The sequence below is a fragment of the Gottfriedia acidiceleris genome (assembly GCF_004138285.1).
Taxonomy (GTDB): domain Bacteria; phylum Bacillota; class Bacilli; order Bacillales; family Bacillaceae_G; genus Gottfriedia; species Gottfriedia acidiceleris_A.
On record NZ_SCFN01000017.1, the window covers coordinates 28,939 to 53,259 of the forward strand.

General features: G+C 35.9%; 25 protein-coding genes and 1 pseudogene. 5 read left to right on the forward strand and 21 right to left on the reverse strand.

All coding sequences use genetic code 11. The features are described 5' to 3' along the window. Window positions 1-199: 199 nt before the first annotated feature. The 3 genes from EP747_RS18825 to EP747_RS18835 all read right to left on the reverse strand — a co-directional run bounded on the left by EP747_RS18825 (window position 200) and on the right by EP747_RS18835 (window position 3,237). Window positions 200-1,645 (reverse strand): DEAD/DEAH box helicase, encoded by a 1,446-nt coding sequence (locus tag EP747_RS18825; protein ID WP_129691618.1) that lies wholly within the window; start codon window positions 1,643-1,645, stop codon window positions 200-202. Between the two features lie 295 nt (window positions 1,646-1,940). Then, complete coding sequence (locus EP747_RS18830) at window positions 1,941-2,366, reverse strand: VOC family protein (RefSeq protein WP_129691619.1); 426 nt, start codon at window positions 2,364-2,366, stop codon at window positions 1,941-1,943. 325 nt (window positions 2,367-2,691) lie between these two features. Then, on the reverse strand, window positions 2,692-3,237 hold the full coding sequence (locus tag EP747_RS18835; protein ID WP_129691620.1) for a GNAT family N-acetyltransferase: 546 nt from the start codon (window positions 3,235-3,237) through the stop codon (window positions 2,692-2,694). Between the two features lie 184 nt (window positions 3,238-3,421). Here EP747_RS18835 and EP747_RS18840 point away from each other — a divergent pair, with 184 nt between their 5' ends. After that, window positions 3,422-3,838, forward strand: coding sequence for a hypothetical protein (locus EP747_RS18840; RefSeq protein ID WP_129691621.1), 417 nt, complete (start codon window positions 3,422-3,424; stop codon window positions 3,836-3,838). A gap of 405 nt (window positions 3,839-4,243) precedes the next feature. Here EP747_RS18840 and EP747_RS18845 read toward each other — a convergent pair whose 3' ends face one another. After that, entirely contained in the window at window positions 4,244-4,813 is a 570-nt protein-coding gene (locus EP747_RS18845; protein ID WP_129691622.1) for a class I SAM-dependent methyltransferase, read from the reverse strand. Window positions 4,814-5,009: 196 nt separating this feature from the next. Here EP747_RS18845 and EP747_RS18850 point away from each other — a divergent pair, with 196 nt between their 5' ends. After that, entirely contained in the window at window positions 5,010-6,077 is a 1,068-nt protein-coding gene (locus tag EP747_RS18850; RefSeq protein WP_129691623.1) for a pyruvate kinase, read from the forward strand. Window positions 6,078-6,124: 47 nt separating this feature from the next. Here the strand turns inward: EP747_RS18850 and EP747_RS18855 are convergent, their stop codons facing one another. Together EP747_RS18855 and EP747_RS18860 are read right to left on the reverse strand one after the other, a co-directional pair. Then, window positions 6,125-6,355, reverse strand: coding sequence for a hypothetical protein (locus EP747_RS18855; protein ID WP_165347148.1), 231 nt, complete (start codon window positions 6,353-6,355; stop codon window positions 6,125-6,127). Between the two features lie 446 nt (window positions 6,356-6,801). Beyond that, entirely contained in the window at window positions 6,802-7,308 is a 507-nt protein-coding gene (locus EP747_RS18860; protein WP_235832939.1) for a sugar phosphate isomerase/epimerase family protein, read from the reverse strand. Window positions 7,309-7,597: 289 nt separating this feature from the next. Here EP747_RS18860 and EP747_RS18865 point away from each other — a divergent pair, with 289 nt between their 5' ends. Beyond that, entirely contained in the window at window positions 7,598-8,131 is a 534-nt protein-coding gene (locus EP747_RS18865; protein WP_129691624.1) for a hypothetical protein, read from the forward strand. A 634-nt stretch (window positions 8,132-8,765) separates the two neighbouring features. Here EP747_RS18865 and EP747_RS18870 read toward each other — a convergent pair. The 5 genes and pseudogenes from EP747_RS18870 to EP747_RS18890 all read right to left on the reverse strand — a co-directional run bounded on the left by EP747_RS18870 (window position 8,766) and on the right by EP747_RS18890 (window position 13,811). Beyond that, complete coding sequence (locus tag EP747_RS18870) at window positions 8,766-8,960, reverse strand: DUF2187 family protein (protein WP_129691625.1); 195 nt, start codon at window positions 8,958-8,960, stop codon at window positions 8,766-8,768. A 1,164-nt stretch (window positions 8,961-10,124) separates the two neighbouring features. Further along, entirely contained in the window at window positions 10,125-10,916 is a 792-nt protein-coding gene (lsrF, locus tag EP747_RS18875) for a 3-hydroxy-5-phosphonooxypentane-2,4-dione thiolase (protein WP_129691626.1), read from the reverse strand. A 3-nt stretch (window positions 10,917-10,919) separates the two neighbouring features. Next, complete coding sequence (locus EP747_RS18880) at window positions 10,920-11,288, reverse strand: cupin domain-containing protein (protein ID WP_129691627.1); 369 nt, start codon at window positions 11,286-11,288, stop codon at window positions 10,920-10,922. 18 nt (window positions 11,289-11,306) lie between these two features. Further along, entirely contained in the window at window positions 11,307-12,869 is a 1,563-nt protein-coding gene (gene lsrK, locus EP747_RS18885) for an autoinducer-2 kinase (RefSeq protein ID WP_129691628.1), read from the reverse strand. 4 nt (window positions 12,870-12,873) lie between these two features. Next, window positions 12,874-13,811 (reverse strand): annotated as a pseudogene (locus tag EP747_RS18890) (sugar-binding transcriptional regulator). Between the two features lie 437 nt (window positions 13,812-14,248). On the opposite strand from EP747_RS18890, the gene EP747_RS18895 reads away from it, so the two are divergent. Next, complete coding sequence (locus EP747_RS18895) at window positions 14,249-14,518, forward strand: excalibur calcium-binding domain-containing protein (protein ID WP_098809045.1); 270 nt, start codon at window positions 14,249-14,251, stop codon at window positions 14,516-14,518. A 276-nt stretch (window positions 14,519-14,794) separates the two neighbouring features. On the opposite strand, the gene EP747_RS25250 is transcribed toward EP747_RS18895, so the two are convergent. Together EP747_RS25250 and EP747_RS18905 are read right to left on the reverse strand one after the other, a co-directional pair. Then, window positions 14,795-14,980, reverse strand: coding sequence for a JAB domain-containing protein (locus EP747_RS25250; protein WP_328590746.1), 186 nt, complete (start codon window positions 14,978-14,980; stop codon window positions 14,795-14,797). A 242-nt stretch (window positions 14,981-15,222) separates the two neighbouring features. Beyond that, window positions 15,223-15,957, reverse strand: coding sequence for a CPCC family cysteine-rich protein (locus EP747_RS18905; RefSeq protein WP_165347150.1), 735 nt, complete (start codon window positions 15,955-15,957; stop codon window positions 15,223-15,225). Between the two features lie 1,016 nt (window positions 15,958-16,973). Between EP747_RS18905 and EP747_RS24365 the strand changes: the two genes are divergently transcribed. Further along, on the forward strand, window positions 16,974-17,150 hold the full coding sequence (locus EP747_RS24365; protein WP_165347151.1) for a hypothetical protein: 177 nt from the start codon (window positions 16,974-16,976) through the stop codon (window positions 17,148-17,150). 379 nt (window positions 17,151-17,529) lie between these two features. Here EP747_RS24365 and EP747_RS18910 read toward each other — a convergent pair whose 3' ends face one another. The 8 genes from EP747_RS18910 to cobA all read right to left on the reverse strand — a co-directional run bounded on the left by EP747_RS18910 (window position 17,530) and on the right by cobA (window position 24,307). Next, window positions 17,530-18,330 carry a sodium:proton antiporter gene (locus EP747_RS18910; RefSeq protein WP_129691630.1) on the reverse strand — a complete coding sequence of 267 codons (801 nt, stop codon included), beginning with the start codon at window positions 18,328-18,330 and terminating at the stop codon, window positions 17,530-17,532. Window positions 18,331-18,534: 204 nt separating this feature from the next. Continuing rightward, window positions 18,535-19,398, reverse strand: a complete 864-nt coding sequence (locus tag EP747_RS18915; protein ID WP_129691631.1) for a kinase — start codon at window positions 19,396-19,398, stop codon at window positions 18,535-18,537. Window positions 19,399-19,417: 19 nt separating this feature from the next. After that, window positions 19,418-20,386 (reverse strand): adenosylcobinamide-phosphate synthase CbiB, encoded by a 969-nt coding sequence (gene cbiB / locus EP747_RS18920; protein WP_129691632.1) that lies wholly within the window; start codon window positions 20,384-20,386, stop codon window positions 19,418-19,420. A gap of 358 nt (window positions 20,387-20,744) precedes the next feature. Beyond that, complete coding sequence (gene cobU / locus EP747_RS18925) at window positions 20,745-21,281, reverse strand: bifunctional adenosylcobinamide kinase/adenosylcobinamide-phosphate guanylyltransferase (RefSeq protein ID WP_129691633.1); 537 nt, start codon at window positions 21,279-21,281, stop codon at window positions 20,745-20,747. After that, window positions 21,278-22,381, reverse strand: coding sequence for a threonine-phosphate decarboxylase CobD (gene cobD / locus EP747_RS18930; RefSeq protein ID WP_129691634.1), 1,104 nt, complete (start codon window positions 22,379-22,381; stop codon window positions 21,278-21,280). The genes cobU and cobD overlap by 4 nt, the downstream gene beginning before the upstream one ends. Then, window positions 22,381-22,935 carry a cob(I)yrinic acid a,c-diamide adenosyltransferase gene (gene cobO / locus EP747_RS18935; protein ID WP_129691635.1) on the reverse strand — a complete coding sequence of 185 codons (555 nt, stop codon included), beginning with the start codon at window positions 22,933-22,935 and terminating at the stop codon, window positions 22,381-22,383. Before cobO ends, cobD begins: the two co-directional genes overlap by 1 nt. Before the next feature lie 15 nt (window positions 22,936-22,950). Further along, window positions 22,951-23,520 carry a nitroreductase family protein gene (locus EP747_RS18940; protein ID WP_129691636.1) on the reverse strand — a complete coding sequence of 190 codons (570 nt, stop codon included), beginning with the start codon at window positions 23,518-23,520 and terminating at the stop codon, window positions 22,951-22,953. 1 nt (window position 23,521) lies between these two features. Then, window positions 23,522-24,307, reverse strand: a complete 786-nt coding sequence (gene cobA, locus EP747_RS18945; protein ID WP_129691637.1) for a uroporphyrinogen-III C-methyltransferase — start codon at window positions 24,305-24,307, stop codon at window positions 23,522-23,524. Window positions 24,308-24,321 lie beyond the last annotated feature (14 nt).

Consider the following 24,321-nt stretch of genomic DNA (forward strand, 5'->3'; position numbering starts at 1 on the left):
AAATTGATTTATTCCTTCTATTGTAGAAAGATAGTGAAGAACAAAAAGTCGATTTCCGCTTTTGGGAAAATCGACTTTTTTGTTCTTATATAACTAAACCCTTTAAATAATATTTAGGTCCTAAATGTTAGGCCCCTTTTTCACTATAAGCGAGTAATTTTTAAAGTGTTAGGAATTAAAGGGCTTTCTATATACTTCATTATTTAATTGCTTTACTCACTTTTAATTTTTTTCCTTTGACCGTCGCATTCTCCATGGCCTGTAAAACTAGTGATCCTTTTCCATTCAGAATATCAACATATGACATTTGATCATGAATGGTTATGATGCCGATATCATCTGCTGTGACACCGGGGATTTTTGCGATTGTTCCAACAAAATCAACAGCACGAATTTTCTTCTTTTTTCCGCCGCTGAAATGGAGTTTCATAATATCTTGGTTAATTCGGGCTGTTTTATTATTTCTTACAATTCGCCTGCTGTTTAGTTTTTCTTCGAAGATAGCTTTTCCACCAACCACCTCTTGATGACTCGGTGCCTCTATGGTAGGTAACTCAAAACCGATGTAATTTTCAATTGCTTTTACGAACTTACCTTCAAAACGTGTGGAAAACGTAATTGCTTTTCCTTTATTTCCGGCACGGCCAGTTCTTCCAGTACGGTGCACATAGCTCTCTTTTTCCATAGGAACGTCATAATTAATGACTAATGTTACATTATCTATATCAATCCCTCTGGCAGCTACATCGGTTGCGACTAGATAGCGGAAGTTCCCTAGTTTAAATCCTTCCATTACAGCAAATCGGTCTTCTTGTTCCAGTCCCCCATGGAGTCTTTCACATGAATAATTAGCTTTTTCCAGTTCACTATACACAGCATCAACGTGTTCTTTAGTCCGGCAGAAAATTAGGCAGCTGTCTGGGTTTTCTACAACCGTGACGTCTTTAAGGAGTGATATCTTTTCTTCTTCTTTCACTTCTATTAAAAAATGTTCAATGGTATCGGCTGTTACACCGGTTGATTCAATCTCTATATGAATAGGATCTTTCATATATTTATGGCAGAGATTTTCAACATCTTTAGGTAAGGTAGCAGAAAAAACCATCGTTACCCGGTTTAAAGGTAGCTGGTTGATGATAGATTCTACCTCATCGATAAAACCTCTATTAAGCATCTCATCAGCTTCATCTATGATAAGATATTTTATTTGATCTATATCGAGGGTTTCTCGTTCAAGATGGTCCAATACCCTTCCAGGTGTACCAACTACTACATGTGTTTTTTGTTCCAATTCTACCTTTTGTTTAGTAAGCGGTTCTTTGCCATATACTGCCACCGCTTTTATGCGTTTAAACCTTCCAATATTCGTAATATCTTCACGGACTTGAGCTGCAAGCTCCCTAGTTGGAGTTAGAATTAAAGCCTGTGGTTTTTTTTCCTCCCATTCAATCATTTCGCAAACAGGAATACTATAAGAGGCAGTCTTGCCGCTTCCTGTTTGTGATTTAACGATTAAATCTTGATTTTCCATTGCTAATGGTATGACTTCACTCTGAACTTCAGTTGGAGTTTCGTATTTTAATACAGCAAGTGCTCTTTTAATTTCATCACTTAGATGATATTCCGCATAACTTCTTTTAGTCATTTCTTAACCTCGTTTTTGTTTTTTTTCGATATATGTATAGATTTCTCTCAAAGAAAAATCATATTCATTAATTGAATATGATTCATTATACTTGAAAAATGCAAGATAAAACGGTTTTTATTTTCAATTTAAAAAAGTAATAGATCAAAATGGTAGGAATTTAGGAGTTGAACTCCCAAAAATAAAAAAAGAGTCACAAAAGTAACTCTTGTCGTTAAACTATTTATTCGTCAGTTCCTAGGAGTTATCTCCACACTTTGCCGGACTTATACGCTATACAAGAAGCATCATTTAACTATTGAGCTGACTGTGTTGAAACCTGCCATGTAACACCAAATTTATCGGTTACTTGTCCGTATAAAGGACTCCAAAAAGTTTCGTGTAATGATATGATCACTTTTCCACCATCTTGTAATTTACCGAATACTTCTTTCGTTGTTTCAACGTCATTAATTAAAATAGCTAAGGTGGTTTGGTCGCCAATTTGATAAGGTAGACCTGTAAATGTGTCTGAAATCATTAAATCTGTTGATCCAACTTTGAGATGTGCATGTAAGATACGATTTTTTTCTTCTTCAGATAGATTTGTATTTTCTTCCCCAGGCATGTCGCCAAATCTTTGAAGGACAAGGGTCTTTGTATTGAATGCATGTTCATAAAATGAAACAGCTTCCTGTCCATTCCCATTCAATATTAAATAAGGGTTTATACCTAAAATCATTAAAAACACCTCTTTTTAAAATTTTGGTCTAATCTCTTCTTTTTATTTCTTATTGTTAATCTCCTATAGCTATACGAGTTCGTCATGATTAAGTTCCCATTTAATAATTTCTATTTCAAGTCATTCATTCCTTCAAATTTAAAAGAGTTTATTTTAGAAAATTACCAATCGCTTATAAATAGAGCATTTTCAATTAATCTATTTGCTCAATTTTAAAATCCTAGAAAGCGCATAAAACACTGGATTTTTCAGAAAATACATTTTATAATATTTAAAATGTATTTTTATGAATCCCCCACTTTTTAATACTTATTATTTATAACATTCATTTTTTAAATCTACCCATTAATATTGTATTATAAAATCTCCCATCAGAAAGTAGTTTATCGTTTTTTAATACGCCTTCAATTTCGAAGCCTAACTTTTTATATAGGTTAATTGCTTTTTCATTCGTTTCTAAAACACACAAATTGATTTTATGAACATCATTAGAATCCGCCCAAGAAATTGATTGTTTTAAAAGATGTTTACCAATCCCGTATCCCCAATATTCTTTTAAGACACAAACTCCAAATTCTACTTTATGGGAAAGTCTTTTTAATTGACTTCCTTCACATCTAGAAAAACCTATTATTTTATCTTGAACTTCAGCTACTAAAAATAAATTTTTAATAGTTTCTGTATCTGAGATAATTAATTGTTCAAAGCCTTTTGGATCAATAAATGCTTCCCCTGCTTCTCGGTCTAAATTTTCTGTCTCTCCGTCAATCTGTACTCTCAAACTAGATAATTGTTTCGCGTCAGTAAGTACTGCATGTCTAATAATATATTGAAGGCCATTTATCGTAAATTTCTGATATTGTATTTTCATCATATACTCCTTACACTTGTATACTTTATTTTAATAGAAAAGAAGGATTGTTTGTGTACTACTTCTAGTGGATAAGTCACATTAATAAAAATGATTATTGATTCATACTAAAAGAGATCATCCTAATGTTAATATTAAAAGTTTTTAGTCAAAACTATATTAATATGAAAGAGGTGTATCATAAGTGGAATTTAGAAGTAGTGGAAGGCTTTCCAATTTTTTAGTTGCGATATTGTTTACGATTTGTATGATCACTTTCATCTTTTATGTACGAAGGCATGGATTTCCTAATACGATTAAGTCCTATATGATATTGATTATGGTAGGCATAATCTTTCTAGCTTATATTGGTTATATTCGTAGTATGGTTATCAGGATAAACGATCACGGTGTTACATACGAACATTGGGGTTTTAAGCGAACGATACCCGCACATCATATTACACGTGTTAATTTACAATATCGCTATAAAGAAACACCATCACATAGTGCTTATCTAGTAATTAACCATCCCGAAGAATCTATTTTCATCCCATCTATGATGTTTCAAGGTCAAATCGAACGAATAACAAAAGAAATCAGAGATATAATGATCTACTAATTAAATCTATTTAAAGAACTGAAGTGAAGCTTCAGTTCTTTGCATGCAGTTGAAAAAACAATCTGGTTAATTAATTTTAAAATTTTCGTAAAAGGAGCATGCGTGATGTTGATTTCCACTACAGGATGCTCGCTTTCCATGGGGCGAGACCTGAGCCTCCTCGTTCCCTGCGAGGTCTCAGCCTTCCCGCATTTCCCATAGGAGTCGAACATCCCTCCGTTCCAATCAACTTATTCATCAAAATTGCCCAAACATATTAACATTTAAAATCATTAATACAAAAAAATGATTATTTTATTCAATACATTTATTTTAATATACATATTCCTTATTGCCCCGTTTTATATTTCAACACTCAATTAAGAATTGAAATGTCAGTTCATAAGAATATATATCTTTATTAAATTATAGCTTTATTGCATCGACAATGATTGAAGGAAACAGGACTTTTTCCCCGTGATTTCTAGGATCGTATTTTTTTGAACGGAAAATAACACCGTCTTTACCATCCCATTCTTTACAATGAAAATTTCCTTCTTCATCGCAATATTCTAGTAGTTTAACTTCAAAACCCGCTGTTTCAAACATGTTAACTAGTGTTTTATAGTTATATACAATTTTATGGCTTGCAGCAGGATGATCTTTTGGTCCAGGTCCACCAACCTTAACAATACTTTGATACATTTCGTCTTGAAAAAATCCATCTGGTACCGCACAGCGAATATAGCCTGATGGTTTTAAATATTCATAACAAATTTTAGCAGCTTCTAAACCTTCATCATATGTAAGGTGTTCCCAAACATGTTCAGCTAAAATAGCTGTAATAGAATTTTTCTCGAATTTATTTTCCCAAGTTGACTTAACTAATAAATTAAGTTCTTCTTCCTGAGTTTGAATCCATGTTGGATTATTGTTATATTCACCTGCTCCAATTATAACTTTTAATTTATCTTGTTTAATCACTAGTAGATTCACCTCATACTAAATTTTGATCGATTAGTAGTGTTCTACAAAAGTTACATGAATTCCTTCTATAAAATGTAGAAAAATGTCAAAATTTAGAAATGAAGATTATTTGAGCTATTCTTCTTTAATTAACACTTCATAAATTATTTAGATTCTTCTAATTCATCTTGGGTATAATAATTCCAGTAAATGGAGGCGATATCAAATGACAATCGATCGAATTTGTACGATTGGACCAGCAAGTTTTGATAAAAAAATATTGTCTGAATTGATTGAACACGGCATGACGATCGCAAGACTAAATTTTTCACATGGAACTCATGATAGTCATCACACTGTAATCGAACTAATAAAATCAATCAGAAAAGAGACAGGAAAAGAAATCAAGATTTTAGGAGACCTCCAAGGTCCAAAAATTCGATTAGGAAAAATTGAAGGGGAAAAAATAAATCTTGAACCTAATCAAACTTTTACACTCATAATTGATGAAATAACAGGTGATCGTAATCAAGCAAGTGTTGATTATAAAGGATTAATAAACGATGTGAAACAAGGAGATCGTATATTAATTAATGATGGTGCCGTGGAGTTATTTGTTGAAAATATAGAACAAAATAAGATTGTCACTTCAGTGAAAACTGGTGGCGAAATTTCTTCACATAAAGGGGTTAATTTACCTGGAGTCGTTACAAGTTTACCTGCTATTACAGAAAAAGACCGAAAAGACATCGAATTCATTTTGCAAGAAGGTTTAGATTATATTGCATGCTCATTTATTCGACGGGCATCGCATTTACAGGAAATCAGAAGTTTTATGAATTCAAAAAGTGATAAAACACCTCAATTAATAGCAAAAATTGAAACGATCGAAGCAATAAAAAATTTCCAAGAAATTAATAAAGAAACAGATGCAATTATGATTGCTCGCGGTGATTTAGGTGTTGAACTACCCTATCAATGGATTCCTCTCTTACAAAGAGCAATGATTCATGAGTGTAATTCAAATGGGACATATGTGATCACAGCAACTCAAATGCTACAATCAATGGTAGATAATTCACTTCCAACAAGAGCTGAAGTAACTGATGTATTTCAAGCTGTGATGGACGGCACCAATGCCGTAATGCTATCCGCTGAAAGTGCTGCTGGCCACCATCCAATCGAAAGCATTGAAACATTAAAACTTGTATCTCAATTTGCTGAGACGGTAAAATCGAAATCTCCGTTTGATTTTGATGATATGCTTGAATTGATTAACTCAACTATCAAATAAACTTAACTTCCAGACAAAAACGCCCCAAAAGGGCGTTTTTAAAAATTTCACTTTTCTTTTTTATAAAATCGTTCGCCTGTATCTGGATTATAGTAAACTCTTGTTTTCTCCCCTGTTACCGGATCAATATTTACTTCGCTAGTTCGTTGAAATCCTTCTGGTATTTGGTTTCCATGATTTCGATTAAACCGTTTATCGTATATAAAATAACCAAGCAATAAACAAATAATTAAAAATAAAATTTGGATTCCATAAAAACCGAAAATAAATGTTTTCACTATATTTTCTCAACTATTAATGAAGTTAAACTAGCGACAATATCTATCATTTTATTCTCCATGTAAATAGACCTCCTAAAAGTATTGATGTTACAACACTAAACAATTCCACTCGCTAATAAATGTACGGTATTTTGATAGTTCGAAATCATAACTTTAAAGACCATGCAATATTTTAACAAGTTAGTTCTTCCTCTAGAATTACCTAATCACATTATGAATTTGATTATATCAATTTTATTTTTTTAGGTCTACGTAGCAATATGAGTAATTCCTCCTTTAACCCCTTTAGAAAAAACATCGACCCACTTTACTTTGATCTTTTAAATATTCTTTAAATATATCTTTTTACTCATAATTATCACTAATTAGATTTTTTTAATTATATTACATGAATATTGGAGAAATATTGAAAAAATACCGCGAATGTGAACTTATATTTATTCTTATTTACTTCTCAAATAGGCAATGCTTTTATCTATAAACGGTTCCTTTGTTCCTTCTATTAAAATATTTATATTTGGTTTTTTTTCCTTTATTAGACCAAATAGCTTATCGTAATTTAACAATCCATGCCCCACTGGCACTTGTTTTAGTGAGCCACCCCCAATAATAAAATCTTTCGCATGGAAAATAACCATTTTGTCTCCTAATATGTTAAATGCGTTTTCAAAAATCTCCTCCTGATTTATATAGTTATCTATGGTCAATAGATTAACCGGATCAAAAATAACTTGGAGATTAGGAGAGTCAATCATATCTAAAAGACGCTTCATGGTTGGGACAGAATAAATCGGATGATTTACTCCCGCTTCGATTCCAGCAATGACACCAAATTTTCCAGCCTCTTTAACAAGTTCTGAAACACTTTCAACTACTTCCATAAAAGGCTTTTCTTTAAAGTTTTCTTCTGTATATATAATTTCTGCATTGACGTTACCCGCTGTTGTCAAACTCACAAAATCATATTTTTTAATGAAATAAATTGAACAAAAGAAATGATTGCTTTTAGAATTGGTATATTTGCTGAATTAATCACATTTTCCAGAGGAAACTTAGCTTTTATCATTTTTAAAAATGAATGAAAGAGTTATTTTTAATATTATATTTATCTTTTACTTTCTCTCTCCTTCTATCGACAAATTTATATTTATTATCATGCTAATATAAAATGAATTAAGTTTTAATTAAAAGGAGAATAAATTATGATTAAGAAATTATATTATAATTATTGCTGCAATGATGCTTACTGCCTGTTCTGATTTTAGCAAAACAACAAAACAAAAAAATGAACAATCAACCGAAGCGTCATCTTCTGAAACATCAAAGAAAGCAATTAAAAAAGTTCTTGAGCACCTTTTTACTGGCCCAGATAAGAAGCTTATTGATCTAATGTGGAATCCTAAATATAGGACTGTTGTAAATAATAAAGAAGAAAACCCAACGTTCGATAAATATGTAGCAAAGGTATACGGACCATACATTACAGATTCTTATCTCGATCCCTTTGTTTCAACAATTCTTAGTCAATATTCGAATGCTTACGATAATGGATATAAGTTTAGTCTTAAGAAGATTTCAATTAAGCAAAGTGATAATGATTCAACTCTTTATACCTTCATAGCAGAAGTCAGCTATCAGAAAAATGAAGATGAAGAAAAAACTGCAAATGTAGAAGGTAAAGTCTACTTTTATTCCAAATATAAAGGAAAAATCTCGGTAATCAAAATCATTAATGACAATGGCTTATCGGATAATTTAAGAACGAAAAATTAATTTTTTTTTTACAAGTTTGCATTTTTCGGTTCAAGAAGTTTTATTAAGAATGTAAGTTACCTCTCAAGTTTTACGACCTCACACCTCCCCGTGAATACTAAACTTGTTAAGCCTATCTATATTTTTTCTTAGTTATCATTATTTTCCCCCCTCAAGAAGAAGGCAGCCACCCCCGGTTGCCTTTTTCTTATGAGAGATATTTAGAAAGAAGCTATTATGAATGAAGAAGAAACAATCTAATCGAATTGGTGAAATGCCGAATAGCCGAATAACTTGGGGAAGTAGATACTAACATACAAATGGGAGGGGGTAGAGAATAGCCTAGGGTTTTCGTTTCCACAACAAAAACTGGATAGCATTTTAAAACTATCCAGTACTTTCTTTTTATCCAATTACATTATTACTCTTATTACTTTTTATTAATTCATCACATTTTCAAAAGCATTAACAATTTCCATTACATATACTATTTCATTAGTCCCTTGTATTGGCCCCGCCTACGCCAAATACAATGATAGCCACACATGCCATCCACCTATTATTTAGTATAACAGAAAACGCTTACATTTTCAATTTTTAGAATATTCATTAAATATATTTTAATAACTCAAGAATAACTGCCTTTTCTTTTCCTTCAGACACCATCAATCACTTTGTAATTTTTATGTGATACAACTGTTCTGTTTCCTTCAAACACCAATTCCGTTTTATTATCAATTATATTTACAATAACTGTATTTTCATTGACCTTTTCAACAATCCCTTTAATTCCATTCTTAAAAAAGACATGTTCCCCTAACTCAGCTATCTTTTTTGCTTTGAATTTCATCTTCTTCTCCCCAATCATCATCATTATTTTTCTTAGTTTTACTTCGTTGTTATATTTTGATTTTTCTTAATCACAATTGAAAACGCCTTCATCAATATGTAGATGAACATTAATTCGTACCAAGTTAGCTAGATCCTTAATGAATAATACGACTAAATCCTTTTTGTAATTCTATCTTATTCAAATAACCTAGTGGACATTTTTTTATTCGTTTCATAAAATGATGAAAAATTAAGAAGTAATGATTTTAATTACTTTTTCTTGCAAACTACTTTTTTATTATATTACCAAAATTTTAGATATAAATATAGTATTTATATTAAATAATAAAATTTTAGGAGTGTAGCATCGACTTTTCATTTTTAACATTAAAGAAAGTACTTTTAGACATTGTGTAAGTATCCTAGAAAATGAAGGTTTTGACATCGAGAGGGATAGTAAAGAAACATAGAACTTTTTCAACTCATAAAGACATATGGGATTATGAAATTCAATCTGGGCTAATGAGGGATCTGGTTAATGCTAGAGTAGAAAAGGCATTAAAGGGGTATGAACAAAAGGCAGAGGAAAGACATGAAAAGTGCTTATGGAAAATAAACTATTAAAGCAAATGTTTTCAGCATTTACTCAAGAACAGAAACAAGCGCAGTTTGAGACAGCAAGTACAAAGGAAAAGAAAACATCCCTCAAATAGTGGCCGAATTTTTCGGAAAGTAAATCACTAACCTGTATGAAAACAACTTCCCACCAATCTATATATAAGAGAATGGAACGACAGTATCTTAGGGTATCGTCTTTTTTATTTAATTTGATACTACGGCTATTGAAAGATTTCTATAAACTACAAAAAAGATCAGTCTCTTTTTTAAAAGAACTGGGACTAACTGTAGTGTAATTGCATTTTCGAGTTACTATATAAACTGGGAAAACACGTTGCTCGTATCAATTTTCACTTATTAAAACTAACAATCTTTTAAATTAATAAAAAAGTGCAAGAAATTTTTACATCCCTACACTTTTCTTAATTGATTAATTTTTTTCGTGATATTGTTATTGTTTTTGGACTTGTCGTAACTTTAAAGCCTTGTTTACTAACCACTTCTGCTGATACTGGCTCTGTACAATAAGGGTGTTATTGTACAAGCTATCCTTTTTTTACACATTTTAAGCTTTTACTTTTGAGGAAGATTCATATAAATCTACCGCTTCATTTACTGTGAATCCTTTATGAACGATGGAATGTATCGCTTGGATCATTGCAAGAGGATGCTGAGATTGCCAAATATTTCTTCCCATATCCACACCAGCTGCACCTTGCTCCATAGCATTATACGTAATTTCTAGTGCTTCACGTATTGTATCAAATTTTGGGCCACCTGCAATAACTATTGGAACTGGGCACTTACTCGTTACCTGTTCAAAGTCGTCGCAGTAATAAGTCTTAACAATATCGGTTCCCATTTCAGCTAGAACTCTTGAAGCTAATGCTAAGAACCTAGCATCCCGTTTTTCAAGCTCTTTTCCAACTGCAGTAATTCCGAGTACAGGTATTCCGTAATCATGAGCATCAGTTACAACATGAGCTAGATTTGTTACTGTTTGAGTTTCATAGTCAGATCCGATAAAAACTGAAACCCCTACACCAACAACATTATGGCGAATTGCTTCTTTTATTGAAGTAACGATCCTTTCATTCGCTAGGTCCTTCCCTAACGTTGTAGGACCGCCTGAAACACGAAGAACCATTGGTTTTTCCGTATTTTTCGGAATACACGCTGCAAGTGTACCTCTTGTTAAATATAGCGAATCCGTGTATGGAAGTAAGTCTCTGACAGTTTCCTCAGGCTTTTCTAAACCTCTTATTGGCCCTAAGAAATAGCCATGATCTATCGCAAGCATAACTGCCCTCTTATTTGGTAAAATTTTGTTTAATCGATTTTGAAATCCCCAGCTCACTATCTATTCACTCCTTAACTTGATTTCTGGATTTTTTATATTAACAACATCTCTTTCCAAAATATGCGGAGATTTAATGAAGAGGGCTTTAAAGGTTTTATCAGTTTGATTGATAAGGTAATGAGCATCGCCTGGGCGGCATTGAATCATATCACCTGGTATTGTAGGAACTTTATTACCATTAATATAGAAATCTATCTGCCCTTCTAGAATATAGAAAATTTCTTCGCAAACTGTATGATAATGGTTTTGGAAGTCTTGACCTGGTTTCAATACAACCACACCAATATCTATGTTCGGACCTTTTGTTAAATATTTTGGCCCGTTGTCGCCAAACCGATAATCGAAGTCATTTTCGTGAACTTTCTTCATCCCTTCCCCCCTTTAACATTATTCCAAACCTGGTGCCTTCCACATATGAGTCGTTATACCACGATCAGCAAGTTGAAGCTGTTCTAAATATACACTTCTCCATTTTTCATAGATTTCTAGGTATTGGTCATGGTTTTCATTGTTAGGTATATGTGTCCTCTCCCACTTTACAACTTGATTAACTGCTTGATGGATATTCTCATAAATTCCTATGCCAATCCCCGCAAATAATGCGGTGCCTAGTGCTGCTGTTTCTTTAACTACAGGTACTTTCACTGGTACTCCAAGGACATCTGCTAGGGTTTGACTCCAAAGCTTTCCTTTCGAGGCACCACCTGTAAAAATAACTTCACTTGGATAATAACCAGTTTCTTCTTCTATAATCTTTAAGTTTCCTAGTGTGATAAGCGCAGCATTTTCTTGAATCGATTTAAACATTTCTTTTTTACCAGTCCTTTGAGGATCTAGAGTGAGATTAATAAATGATGGAGATGCATGGCGCCAAGCGCTATAATTCATCGTATCTGAAAATATAGGAATAATCCCATTTGCCCCGATTGGAACATTTTTTGACTTTTCTTCTAAAATTTCATACGGGTCTCGACCGGTCACTTTTGCTTCTGTTTTTTCCAAATCACAAAATGCATCACGAAACCATCTCATTACGAGCCCGGGGAAAAAAGCAATGGTTTCTAGCTGCCATAATTCAGGCACTGCATGGCAGTTAACCCGGATACGGCCACTTTTGTCAACTAAGGGCTGTCTCACATTGACTTCCTGCTGCCAAAAAGATCCACCTGATACAACGGCTTGCCCCGCTTTTACCGCACCGACACCAACAGAAGCCATTTGAGCGTCTCCGCCTCCACAAATAACCGGAGTTCCTGAATTCAAACCTGTATACGCCGCTACTTCATCTGTCACGTAACCGATAACGGTACCAGCTTCATTTACCGGCGGAAATAAATTATTTTTTAGTCCGCACATTTTTACTACATCACTTTCCCAATTCCTTTTCTCAATATCAAATATCCCTGTAGTACACCCATTTGAAGGATCCACTTGTAGTTTCCCTGACAATTTATAAAGAATCCAATCATTAATCATAGTCATGACCGTGGCTTTTTCATAAATCTCTGGTAAATGATTTTTTATCCACAAAAGCCTAGGCAGTGCCCCTAATGCAAACATTTGACCTGATAACCTATAAATCTTGTATTCTAATTCAGGATCTAATTCCTTTAATGCTTTGACTTCATCCGAAGCTCGAGCATCTACATTTGCACAAGCCCAAATTTCCTTACCCGTTTCATCATAAAGGACAACTCCTTCCCTCATACTCGTGGCACTTATCGCTTTTATATTTTTTGCGTCAACTCCTGTTTCTTCAATAACAGACTTTACACACTGAACAACTAACTTCCAGTTTGTTTCCCAATCAAAATCCATTGATCCTGGATACTTATCATTTGATAAATGGTTCCATTCTATTTGTGAAAACCCGACTTGATTTCCTAATTGATCAAACAAAACAGCGCGAATACTACCAGTACCAGCATCAAATGCCAGAATGTACGCCATTAATTTATTTCACCTCCATATTGAGTAATAAAATAGCTGTAGCTTCATCTGTTATTAACGTCGTAATATACTTACCTTTTAAAGCTCCGTAAATGGCATCAATTTTTTCTCACCACCAGCCACAGCTATAACATTTAAGGCTCTTAGACTCTTCAAGTCCGTTCTGATTAACCTTTTATGGTGTGGCAAATCGATAATTTTACCATTTCGATCGTAAAATTGACCTAAAATATCGCAGACTGCATTCTGATGTTTAATAAATGTCAGTTCGTTCATGGTCATTTTTTCTTCCTGAATAATCGTGGCATCAGGATATTTCCGCCAATTACAACAATGATATATTTTGTGAATTTAGCCAGCTCGAGAATGTCCTAAATTGAAGGCTCAGATAAGAATTTTCCTGCCATTTCTTCGGTTGAAGCCAAAAATGAAGCAGGAATTACATGAATATCCTGAAACTTTTCCAAACCGCCCTTTTTTTTGGCGACGATTATGGAGATAGTAATGAACTCCCCCAGTTAAGGTCACAATTGAACTATGACTAATGGGTTCAATTGTCAAGTATTCAATCGTTCTGGAAACGGCTCTTCCCCAACCTAGGCCAACCATATCAATTGGCCGCAGTTTGTTCTGTAAATACTGAGCAGCTGCCTTTGATAAAGAATCGCTCAAATCCACTTTATTTAGAGGGGTTGGTATAATATAGGCGTTTTTTAGATAAAAGGCTTCCTTGAATTCTTTTTCGATACTTAAACCATTTTTACCAATTCCTTTAATTTGGATTTGTACAATTCCTTCAGACCTGGCCCGCTCCAGCATCCTAACAACCTTGGCCCTTGACAATTCTAGTAAATCAACGATCTCATTTTGAGTTAAGTTCTCTTTATAGTAGTACCAGGCTACTTTCATCAGCATATTTTCCGTATAACGATCTTGGCTCATCTACTACTACACGCCTTAACAAAAGTTCCCCATGAAAAAAATTGTTCACCTGCTTATTAGAAATATATCCGTAATTTTAATAATAAGACCTTACAAAATAAGTTTCCGAACATTCAATATTCACTTCAGACTGTTAATATTTTTGTAATTTTTGCAGTAATAATTAACTACTGTTGTCATCAAATACAGAGGAATTATTCGTAATTTTATCCGGACGGTTTGTAAGCGTTTCCGAACTTTTTATTGGGGTAGTGACAAAAATCCAATGAATCGTACCGAAGTGACTCTACTAGAAATAGATCAGGTATTGAAGCAATCTATGGAATTTCTGTTTTAAGTGGGGGTTACTATGTCCCTACAAAAATGATAAAGGATTATTTTCGTTAAGTAGGAAAGGATAATTTCAAACAACACATAAAAGAAAGGTATGATTTACTATGAAAAAAGTATGTTCTATTTTATTATCAACAGGACTAATTTTAGGAATGTCTACAGGTGTAAGTGATACATCGCACGCTGCTACAAAAATCGTTAAATATAAAAATTGTAAGGCGTTGAATAAAGTATATCCTGGTGGAGTTGCACAAGCTAAGAACGTTAAAAATAAAGGTGGAAAAACTAAGTACAAGCCGTTTGTTTCAAAAGCATTATATGACAAGAATAAAGGACTAGATAGAGATAAAGATAAAATTGCATGTGAAAGATAATAAGTAGACTAATTAAGCCCTTCTCATAGTGAGAAAGGCTTATTTTTTATTATAAGTTTATTTATATGCTTTTTTAAAGAGACCACTAGATTGTATCCCTAAAAGTAGCATAAATTCTTTATCTTCAATTGCTTTAACTCCCAACAGCATGATGGTAAACATACAAAACAATTCTACTAAAAAAGATTGCTCTCTGTAGTCTTGTGGAACATGTTTAAGTGCTTTTTTAAGCTGTAATGATTCCCTTTATAACTAACGATGTTATAGTCAAGGACTTCAATGCCAATGATTTTTTCCTGCTTCAACAAGTCGCTTAGTTACTTCAATGACTTCCCTACTCGGTGTACTATCTCCGCTTGGTTGCTGATGAATAATATTAATAGAAGCCGCATTGTTTAAAATAGCCGACTTCATCACTTCACGCGGATGGGCAATACTAGAATTAAACTTTCCACATGGCACTTATGTAGCCCAACCACCTCATTTATTGTGTTTAACTGCAACTTACGATAAGCAAAATGGAGCGTTTCGTTCATTATGACTAAACTGCCATTTAGCTTAATAAAAAAATTAACCAACACAGCCGATCTTGTTGTTCAACTAATGCATGCGTTCGTATAATATGAATAATTTGCAATTTTTGGGCTAATTTTGATTTCCCCTTAAGAAAGATAGCTAACCGTTTCTATTCGAAAAACGACCAATTAATGGAATAAATTAGATTTCGTTCCTACAGCAATTACAAACTTGCCCATACTTAAAGCATTTTGAGATAAATCTTTTAAATCTTCTGCAAATTCTTTTATTTCCTGTTCCTCTCTAGTATTTTTTGTATACATATTTACTAACGTTTCACAGATATGGATTAATTCATTAATTTCTTGCGTGTTGAATTTCTTTTTCCCACGATCATTTAAGAAAAGCAGCATATCAACTTGTATAGAATTCTTTGTTAAATCACGAGAAAAAAAACCTTCTTTATTCATAAGGAAATAGTGTGCGTTATCTCCCAAATTTATATATTCATCCGATTTAGGCACTTCTTTAAACGTTTTGGCCACGCAGAAAACAATTCCATCCAGATACCCTTTTTCCCTCATTAAATTGTACTCGCAACACTTTGCTTTTCTCCAAAGCTTCCTATATGTTACCGGATCGGAATTGCCTTTTTTTAATTCTTCATAGGCACTGATTAACGCTTTTTTCGCTTCAATCTTCTGAGGAGTTTGCATATCGAGAATTCTTTTTTCACTATACATAATGTAATACTTATTAAAGTTTCTTCTTGATTCCGCGATATAGGAATCATTGTTTGGATCGACATCTTCAAAATTTTCGCCGAATGGCAAGTCTTCCCAATGACATAACATACAGATATCACATTTATCACGTTCTTCTAATGTTGGGTAACCACAACACGGACAAATTTCACGTTTCACTTTAATCCCTCCTTACAATTCTAATGGAAGGTCTCGCCAATATCCCGTGGACCCAAATCCCACCAACCGGCACCATCATTTCTTATCAACTGTGGTATATTACTGAAGAAGGGTTGATTTCGAGGTCTATTGTCGACACTAATCATCACCTTTCTTGCTGGTCATTAGTCTAATTTTATGCAGTTCCAGTTGGAATTAAAATTTGTCCTTAGAAGCAAAACAAATAAGCATCTATTAAGTTTCTGTAATTCCATATGTATGTCTTATTACACTAACCTCTATTTAGTCCAATAAAAAAAGACCGCCGTAGCAATTACAGCTTTGCATGAAGTTGGATTTCTTCTTAGTTCACCTAAAACATAATCCATTTGGTTGGCGTAACCATATACAGGCTTAGCAAAATAATGTTATTGACTAAAAAGGTAAGATTTGGGACGATTGGGCAAATCCGAAAACTAGTAAAATTCTCAAAATCGTTTCCGTTTATTTTAATAACAATAGTTACTTTCTTTTACCTATTAATTTGGAAGGGAGTTCTCCTTCACCACTTAAGCAGCTTGACTCTTAATTAAATTAGCCGTTTCCATTAACACCCCAGTAAGACCGTCAGCAGTTAAATTTAAGAATGGAATTGTGATTGATTCAGCGGTCTCCGTTCGGAAAGATAAAGAGTAATACCAGATTGGTATGCTCTTTTATTTTTACATAAAAAAGAGATGGAGAGGATTTTAAGTAGATCACTAGCTACTGCTAGGGACCTTGTTTTTACCATCACAACAAAGTATGCGAAAATCCGTAAGAATTAAAGAAGCCTCTCGATTTAGACAATCTCTTAATTACATTGCGCAAGAGAAGGAGGCACTTCTACTTCATGACCATTTAATCTCTTTTGTTTAGTGTATAAATGATGTTTCTCTTCATTCGCTTATTTTATGAGTGCATTTCACCGCTTTATTTGGTATGCTTAACGGACAGTTATTGACCGGTTCAACTAAACTGAAGGAAGAGGGTGTCACATGGGGAAATTGAATGCAGTCGAAAAGTTACAAAAAGAATTAATTAAGACGCGCGAAGCCATCGACGTCGTAAAAACCATCTTAGCGAAAAAACATGATCCTCAGCTGGCGGAACAGTTAACGAAATTAATTAACGAACACAATGAAATCGTGACACAGATAAAAAGCATCCAGTAAGGATGCTTTTTTGGTTCCGAATGTGGGACACTAAAACCAACAGACTCGAAGGACCAGTCTACCTATTCATTATTTAATATATTCTGATCTCTAGTTGTTTAAGACGAAACCATTACAATGCCGACAGTAAGAAATCCGAAACGAAAAGAAATCCATTCACGTCATTCCCAAAACTCGCAATGAATGCGTCAAAAAACCTTGAAATGACAAGGTTTTTTAATCATATTTTCTCGACTAAAACTGCAGTTCCATATGCGACAATTTCACGGTACATCTGCATAATCTCATCCTAATAGATTCATATTTTACGCAATTTTATGGACGATTATTATAGAGAATAAAAGAGCTCTGACACTATAAAATTGTCAGAGCTTTATAATTAATTCATAGTATTTATTTTGTGATTCTGTTTTTTTGAGTAAACGCTTATAAAGATAAATGATGTGACTAAGAAAATGAAAAGAATGACTCCCACGATTTCGAAATCTAGTTCTGCCCAAGGGTTAAAAAAAGTAAATGCCAGATAGAAGGAAACTCCGTATGCCAAGACAACAATCACCCAACCCATTAGTCTTGACGCAGCTTGACCGATTTTGCTGGACTGGTTAACCATTTTATAGATAATCATCGAATCAATTGTATCCGTAATCATCATACCAAACATAAAAACTAGCCCTAAAAATATAGGGGTATATTCACTTACGCTTCCTGCCGCCAAAGACCAGACGGCGGTTTGACTTACTGTCTCGGCAGCCAAGGCAAACAAAGCTCCCACTAAAATAATAAGAAAAGGATTTGTAGTCCCCTTGGCAATTTTTGGGATAAACTTTCCCTTTAGTCCGCTAAGTTGAAACTCTTCGTGATTGTTTCTAGTGCGTAACAGATTATATGTATTTAACGTTCCAATTAGGAATAAAGAAAAAATCGACACCCATGAAGCAATATTATCAAAATAAGCAGGGAATGAAAAATTCTGTATCACCATTCCTAAAATACCTGCTGTTAATGCTACCATTCCTCCGTGACCCAATGAAAATAATGTTCCCACCCAACGTGCAAACGAACTGCCCATTCTCCAATTATAACGAGTTTGTCCATCAATAAAGGCAAGATGATCAGCATCCAACCCATGCCTAAGCCCCAATACAAAAACAAGTAAAAACATTGATAAAGTTTCCATAAAAAAAATTCCTCCCTTTTTTAAACAGTTGCAACATAAAAAATCAATCCTAACCCTTTGACAGATTGAGGATTTATGAGGACATCCGGGAGAAAAGTGCGGTCAACTCTCCTTTTATAATTGAAAAATCACTTTTCGTTCCTCTTGACTAAACATGTTACCACCCTTTTGTAGTCAAACTTTGTGAATCATTCAAATCATTATCTATTCCTTGCTTTCATAATGAAATAAATTTATAGGTACACCTTTGTAAGCGAGTGACATTTCCCTAATTAAGTGTGAAACTACCAATTCACTGTTTGGAAGATTTCCATCTAGTAAAATACCCCCGACCGTTCCACTGTGGGCGACAACGATTCCGCCCTGATAGCGATCGGCCAACTGATCTAATAAAGGAAAAACAGGCTTTGGCAATATTTTTTGATTCACCCTTGCACTTAGGGTTGCTGCATCGCCAATATAAGTTATATTTTTTTCCTTAAACCCTTTTGTAACCAGATCAAAAGCTTTAATAAATTGCTGTTGATCGTCCTGGCTGTACACTTTCGGAACTTCATTAAATTCTATTGTGTTGATCATACCACCAAGATCGATACCAACGAGGATGAATGGGGGTAAGGTCCCAAAGCTTGCAATCAGCTGACCTTTAATATATTCATAGACCACGACTTCCTCATACATTACCCCATCGGTAGGTTCCACTTTTGCGGCAATCATCGAGATCATTTCATTTGTGAGCGGAAAACTATAGCTGTCAGCAATTGCTCTTAATGAAGCAACAATATCCGCAGAACTGCTAGCCATCCCTTTGCCGGCAGGGATATTGGAATGTATTTCAAGATACCCACCTTCTCTTATCCCAAAAAGTTGGAGTAACGATTCACCCGCTTTCTTCGCTTTCATTTTTGAATTTACGACCCTTATCTGGGAAACGGCTGCGTCAGGAACAAATCTAGCCTCACTTCGTAAACTCTGGATAGGCAAAGTGATTAAAAACGGACGCTCTTCCATGATACCTTGGACCAATTCTCCAAATGTGCCATTGCAGCTTCCTCTTCCTAGTTTCATTGTACAGGCTCCTATCCCCTTACTTCATGGAAAGCTCCACTAATATCGAAAGTACCATAAATAATACGACACAGATAATGGAGGTAGTTTTCATAACCGTTACTGTATGTAAAATATCATCTGCTTTGATCTTCCGTAATGGTTCGCCCATCTTTGCCCGTTCAGAGACTTTACCGAAATAATAATTCGTTCCTCCAAGTTGTATCTGAAGTGCACCTGCAATCGTCGCTTCTGGGTAACCGCTATTTGGACTCGGATGAAGTTTAGCATCCCGTTTTATCATTTTCCAAGCGCCTTGTATATCGAGACGTTTAATCGAACAAGCAAGCAGCATCATTCCAATCGTTAACCGGGCAGGCAAATAGTTTAATAGATCATCTAGTCGAGCCGAGGCCCAGCCTAGGTTTTGATATTTTTCATTTTTATATCCTACCATCGAATCTAACGTATTAACCGCTCGGTACAACATTGCAAGCGGGGCACCCCCGATAAGGGCAAAGCATAACGGTGATATAATGGCATCGACAATGTTTTCGGCTACGGTTTCCACTGCCCCCCGCGAAATTTCACTTTCCTCAAGGTTTTCTGTATCTCTTCCGACAATCATTCCCAGACTTTGTCGTGCAGACCTTAAATCCTGATTTTTCAAGTGTCGGAATACTTCCAACCCTGCATCAGCCAATCCTTTTGTCGCGATGGTCGTTGAAATTAACCAGATTTCCGCAATGACAGCAAGAACGTGATTCACCTGATTGAGGCCGAAAAGCAGCAAAGCAACGATTAAATAGCTGCCGCCAGCAATCAAAATAGGAAATAAGAGTCCTGCCAGTTTCAAATACCTTTCCTTTACGATGAAAAAACGAATCGCTTTTTCCAAACGACTAATAGACTTCCCAATGATGACCACCGGATGTAGCAGCTTTCGGGGGTCACCAATGATTCGATCAATAAGATAAGCAATAACAATATTAATGGCATGAACTAACATCGAATTCTCAGCCCTCCTGATTCCTTACTGCTTCACATATGGCCTCATAAACAAGGCAGCCAATCTCCGTGGGAACTGAAATAAGAGATGCTCCTCTTTTTTCACTATCGTTATTTCCGGCCATATTCTAGATGTATACTGATTCTGCTTGCGAAATGGCTGCACCTTTTTCTCCTCGCTTTTATCTTTAATTTGATATCTAAACAACTTCGTTTGATCATTCCACTCCATTACCATAGCTATTCAAACTGCCAATCAACAAACCGATCATTGCAAATAAACAGGGCTTTTTTTCCAATCGATTTTTGAAACCTCTATCTTCGGAACAGGAACATCAGGGCTGCTAGGAACGCCTTCATTATTTTAGCCTTAGTTGCAGACCGGAAAAGACGGTGTATGCTTCATCTGCTTCTGCTGCCAATAATTGATTGATTTTTCCTAGAACATCCTGAAAAAAACGCCCCAACGACGATAACGCGACACCACCTAGACCTACCTCATTAGAAACGACAATCACATGCTGATGATTTTCTTGTATTACCTTAATCCAAAGATCCACTTCCTCTATTAAACTGGTTTTCTTGTTTTCATCCTTCAGTTCCTGATCTGTTAACCACATACAATGATTGGACAGCCACGAAGAAATACAATCAACTAAAATAACATCGTAGCCTTGATAGACGGTTTGAACGGAAGTTAGTTCGTTCGGTTCTTCTAATACGTCCCATTCACTTGGGCGCCGCTTCTTATGGCTATCAATTCTTTTCTCCATTTCTTGATCGGTTTGAACTCCGAACGCAACATAAAGGACTCTTCCTACATGACTGAAAGCCAAGCGTTCCGCAAATTCACTCTTTCCGGAGCGAATTCCTCCAGTGACATAGGTTAAGGTCATGATGGATTCACCTCTTTACTTACTTCAATTAAAGCTTGGATTAAGCATTGATTTTCTTCTTCGGTTCGAATCGCAATCCGAAAATCCTGATCCGTTAGCCCCGGATACATGTTACAGGAGCGTATTAAGATTCCTTTATGACCCATGAGCCACTGTAATTCAGCCGCCGTGATGCCAGCTGTTATCCTAACTAACAGAAAATTCGCTTGTCCCGGAAAAACCTTCCACCCAAGCTTTTCTTCAATGGCTAGTTTGACAAAGCTTCTTTGCTCCTGAATTAGGGTAATCGTTGCTTCCTCGTATACTTTTTCGTTTAGGACCGCTTCACCAGCCAATAGGGCCATTTGGTTGACACTCCAAGTTACTTGTTTTGCCTGCAGCTTTAATATCAGGGTTGGATCGGCCACCATATACCCTAGCCGGAGACCAGGGATCGCATAGAACTTTGTCATCGAGCGTACCAGGATTACTTGTTTCCAACGTTGCAAATCCTCAAGCAGCGTGATTCGTGTGTCGATCGGAAGAAAATCAATGAATGCCTCATCTATTATCAAATATGTATTTGTCTTCTTTGCCTGTTCTGCCATCTCGACAAGTTCTTCCTTCGAATATGTTACACCAGTGGGATTGTTGGGATGTCCGACAAATACAAGATCGGTTTTCGCTATTAATTGAAGGAATTCCGATTGATCAGGCTTAAAATCATTTTCTTCCCTGCCAACCAATGAATTGATGGTAGCACCATAAGCTCTAGCAAGCTGTTCGTATTCCGAGAAACAAGGATATACGGCTCCCACTGTTTCAGGCTGCAATCCTAAAATCGCAAGGGCGATACACTCAGCTGCTCCATTTCCTATCAAAATCTGTTCTGGTGAAACGGAGTGTTTTTCCGCCAGCTTTTGTTTGAGAACACGATGGGCGGGATCGGGATAATGGAAGATCGACTCCAGTTGCTTCTTTATCAACTCAATTACACTAGTAGGTGGACCGAGTGGATTGATATTCGCACTGAAATCTAACAACTGCGATGAATCTTTACCAAACAATTGTTGAGCCGTCAGTAAATCGCCACCATGTCCAAATTTTTCAATATAGACCATTAAAACTCAATTCCCTTCACGGCAGGAATTCCTTCGTTATAATAATGCTTAACGGGCCTCATTTCGGTTACTAAATCCGCACAAGCGATGATTTCCTCTTTGGCGGACCGTCCGGTAATCACCAAATGCATCCCCTTAGGGCGCTGCTGAATCAACTCAATTACTTCTGTTAACGGAAGGACATCGTCTATTGGGAATTTATCAATCGCGAGCGCATTATTTAGTTCATCTAAAATGACAACATCATAGCCGCCAAGGACCTTTTCTTTTGTATAAGACCACGCGGTTTTTAGGGCTGCTCGATGTTCCTCTGGTGTTTTCGTCCACGTAAAGCCGATTCCTGTCTGCACGATTTCAATCCCTAATTTTTTGAACGTAATTTTTTCCCCATACGTTCGTTCAGGCGATTTAATAAATTGAATCATAAGCACTCGTTTTCCCCGTCCTGCGGCACGAACTGCGAGCCCAAGGGCTGACGTCGTTTTCCCTTTTCCATCACCGGTGTAAACTAATGTAAGACCGCGCTTTGCTTTGTTTTCAGTTACCTCTTCCATACGCTTCACTCCTCGTTACAGCCAGACTGTCTTTTCTTTAAAGGATGTCCGAGCCGGCACCTTCGCCTTTTTTAATACTGCTAGATCGGGATAACCGATAAACAAATTACCGATGATTTTCTTGTTTTCGGGTGAGCCAATAAACTCATACATTCGTTGGTCACGAACAAGTCCGACTCCCCTTGTCCGCCAGACCAGACCTAATCCCAATTCTTTGGCGGAAAGCCACATCGAATGGATCGCACAGCATACGGCATATTCATTATCGGCAGATGCCTCTTCATCGTCTGGAACGATGTCAGCGGTAACGACGATATGGACCGGTGTTGTTTTTAGTACCTTTAATGAGCTTTCGATTAAATTTGGTTTGGTTGGAAAGCGTTCCTGTAGATATTCATTGGCCAACTCTTCATAGCGTTTTTTTGCTTTGCCTTTAATCACATAAAAGCTCCATGGTTCACGCATCCGGTCATTCGGTGCCCATGTCGCTGCTTCTAATAAGGTGTGAATCTTTTCGTCCTCGACCTCTCGAGCCGCATAATCACGGATCGCTCTTCGGCTTTTGATTTCCGCTAAAATCGACATCTTAGACCCTCCCTATTCCAACTAATTGTTTTTCTTCTGCTTCTTGAAACCAGCGTAATTTCTCGCGAAGGCCGACCACATCACCCACGAGAACAATTGCTGGATGAGTAATCCCGGCTTCTAGAACCCGGACTTCGATATCCTTTAAACTTCCGGTCACCGTTTTCTGCTTGGCCGTGGTCCCCCATTGGATAACGGCGGCTTTCGTATCAGGGCTTTTTCCGTTCTCTATTAATCTGGAAACAATATAAGGTAAATTCCCAATTCCCATATAAAAGGCAATCGTATCGATTCCTTGAGCGAGAGCTGACCAATTTAATTGATCCTCACCCTTTTCTGCACGGCCGTGGCCTGTGACGATCGCGAAAGTGGAAGCATAATCGCGATGGGTCACAGGAATTCCGGCATAAGCAGGCGCTGCAATACCAGCTGTAATCCCTGGCACTATTTCATAGTGAATCCCATGTTCTGCGAGAATTTCCGCTTCTTCACCGACACGGCCAAAAATGCAGGGATCGCCTCCTTTTAATCTAGTGACAGTCTTGCCCTGACTGGCTTTTTCAATTAACAGCTGGTGAATTTGATCTTGAATGATCTGATGTTTTCCTGGCAGTTTTCCACAAAATATCAACTCTGCCTCCGCCTTTGAATACTTCAACAGTTCCTCATTTACTAAACGGTCATATAAAATCACATCCGCCTGTTGGATACACTCCATCCCGTAAACCGTGATCAGCTTAGGGTCTCCCGGTCCAGCACCAACAAGATACACTTTTCCATTTGTCATCTTCTCGCTCCTTC

Coding starts and splice junctions, on each gene's coding strand:
- EP747_RS18825 (WP_129691618.1), bottom strand. CDS start 1,645: ATGACTAAAAGAAGTTATGCGGAATATCATCTAAGTGATGAAATTAAA.
- EP747_RS18830 (WP_129691619.1), bottom strand. CDS start 2,366: ATGATTTTAGGTATAAACCCTTATTTAATATTGAATGGGAATGGACAG.
- EP747_RS18835 (WP_129691620.1), bottom strand. CDS start 3,237: ATGAAAATACAATATCAGAAATTTACGATAAATGGCCTTCAATATATT.
- EP747_RS18850 (WP_129691623.1), top strand. CDS start 5,010: ATGACAATCGATCGAATTTGTACGATTGGACCAGCAAGTTTTGATAAA.
- EP747_RS18865 (WP_129691624.1), top strand. CDS start 7,598: ATGCTTACTGCCTGTTCTGATTTTAGCAAAACAACAAAACAAAAAAAT.
- EP747_RS18870 (WP_129691625.1), bottom strand. CDS start 8,960: ATGAAATTCAAAGCAAAAAAGATAGCTGAGTTAGGGGAACATGTCTTT.
- EP747_RS18880 (WP_129691627.1), bottom strand. CDS start 11,288: ATGAAGAAAGTTCACGAAAATGACTTCGATTATCGGTTTGGCGACAAC.
- lsrK (WP_129691628.1), bottom strand. CDS start 12,869: ATGGCGTACATTCTGGCATTTGATGCTGGTACTGGTAGTATTCGCGCT.
- EP747_RS18895 (WP_098809045.1), top strand. CDS start 14,249: ATGAAAAAAGTATGTTCTATTTTATTATCAACAGGACTAATTTTAGGA.
- EP747_RS24365 (WP_165347151.1), top strand. CDS start 16,974: ATGGGGAAATTGAATGCAGTCGAAAAGTTACAAAAAGAATTAATTAAG.
- EP747_RS18910 (WP_129691630.1), bottom strand. CDS start 18,330: ATGGAAACTTTATCAATGTTTTTACTTGTTTTTGTATTGGGGCTTAGG.
- EP747_RS18915 (WP_129691631.1), bottom strand. CDS start 19,398: ATGAAACTAGGAAGAGGAAGCTGCAATGGCACATTTGGAGAATTGGTC.
- cbiB (WP_129691632.1), bottom strand. CDS start 20,386: ATGTTAGTTCATGCCATTAATATTGTTATTGCTTATCTTATTGATCGA.
- cobU (WP_129691633.1), bottom strand. CDS start 21,281: ATGACCTTAACCTATGTCACTGGAGGAATTCGCTCCGGAAAGAGTGAA.
- cobD (WP_129691634.1), bottom strand. CDS start 22,381: ATGGTCTATATTGAAAAATTTGGACATGGTGGCGATTTACTGACGGCT.
- cobO (WP_129691635.1), bottom strand. CDS start 22,935: ATGGAAGAGGTAACTGAAAACAAAGCAAAGCGCGGTCTTACATTAGTT.
- EP747_RS18940 (WP_129691636.1), bottom strand. CDS start 23,520: ATGTCGATTTTAGCGGAAATCAAAAGCCGAAGAGCGATCCGTGATTAT.
- cobA (WP_129691637.1), bottom strand. CDS start 24,307: ATGACAAATGGAAAAGTGTATCTTGTTGGTGCTGGACCGGGAGACCCT.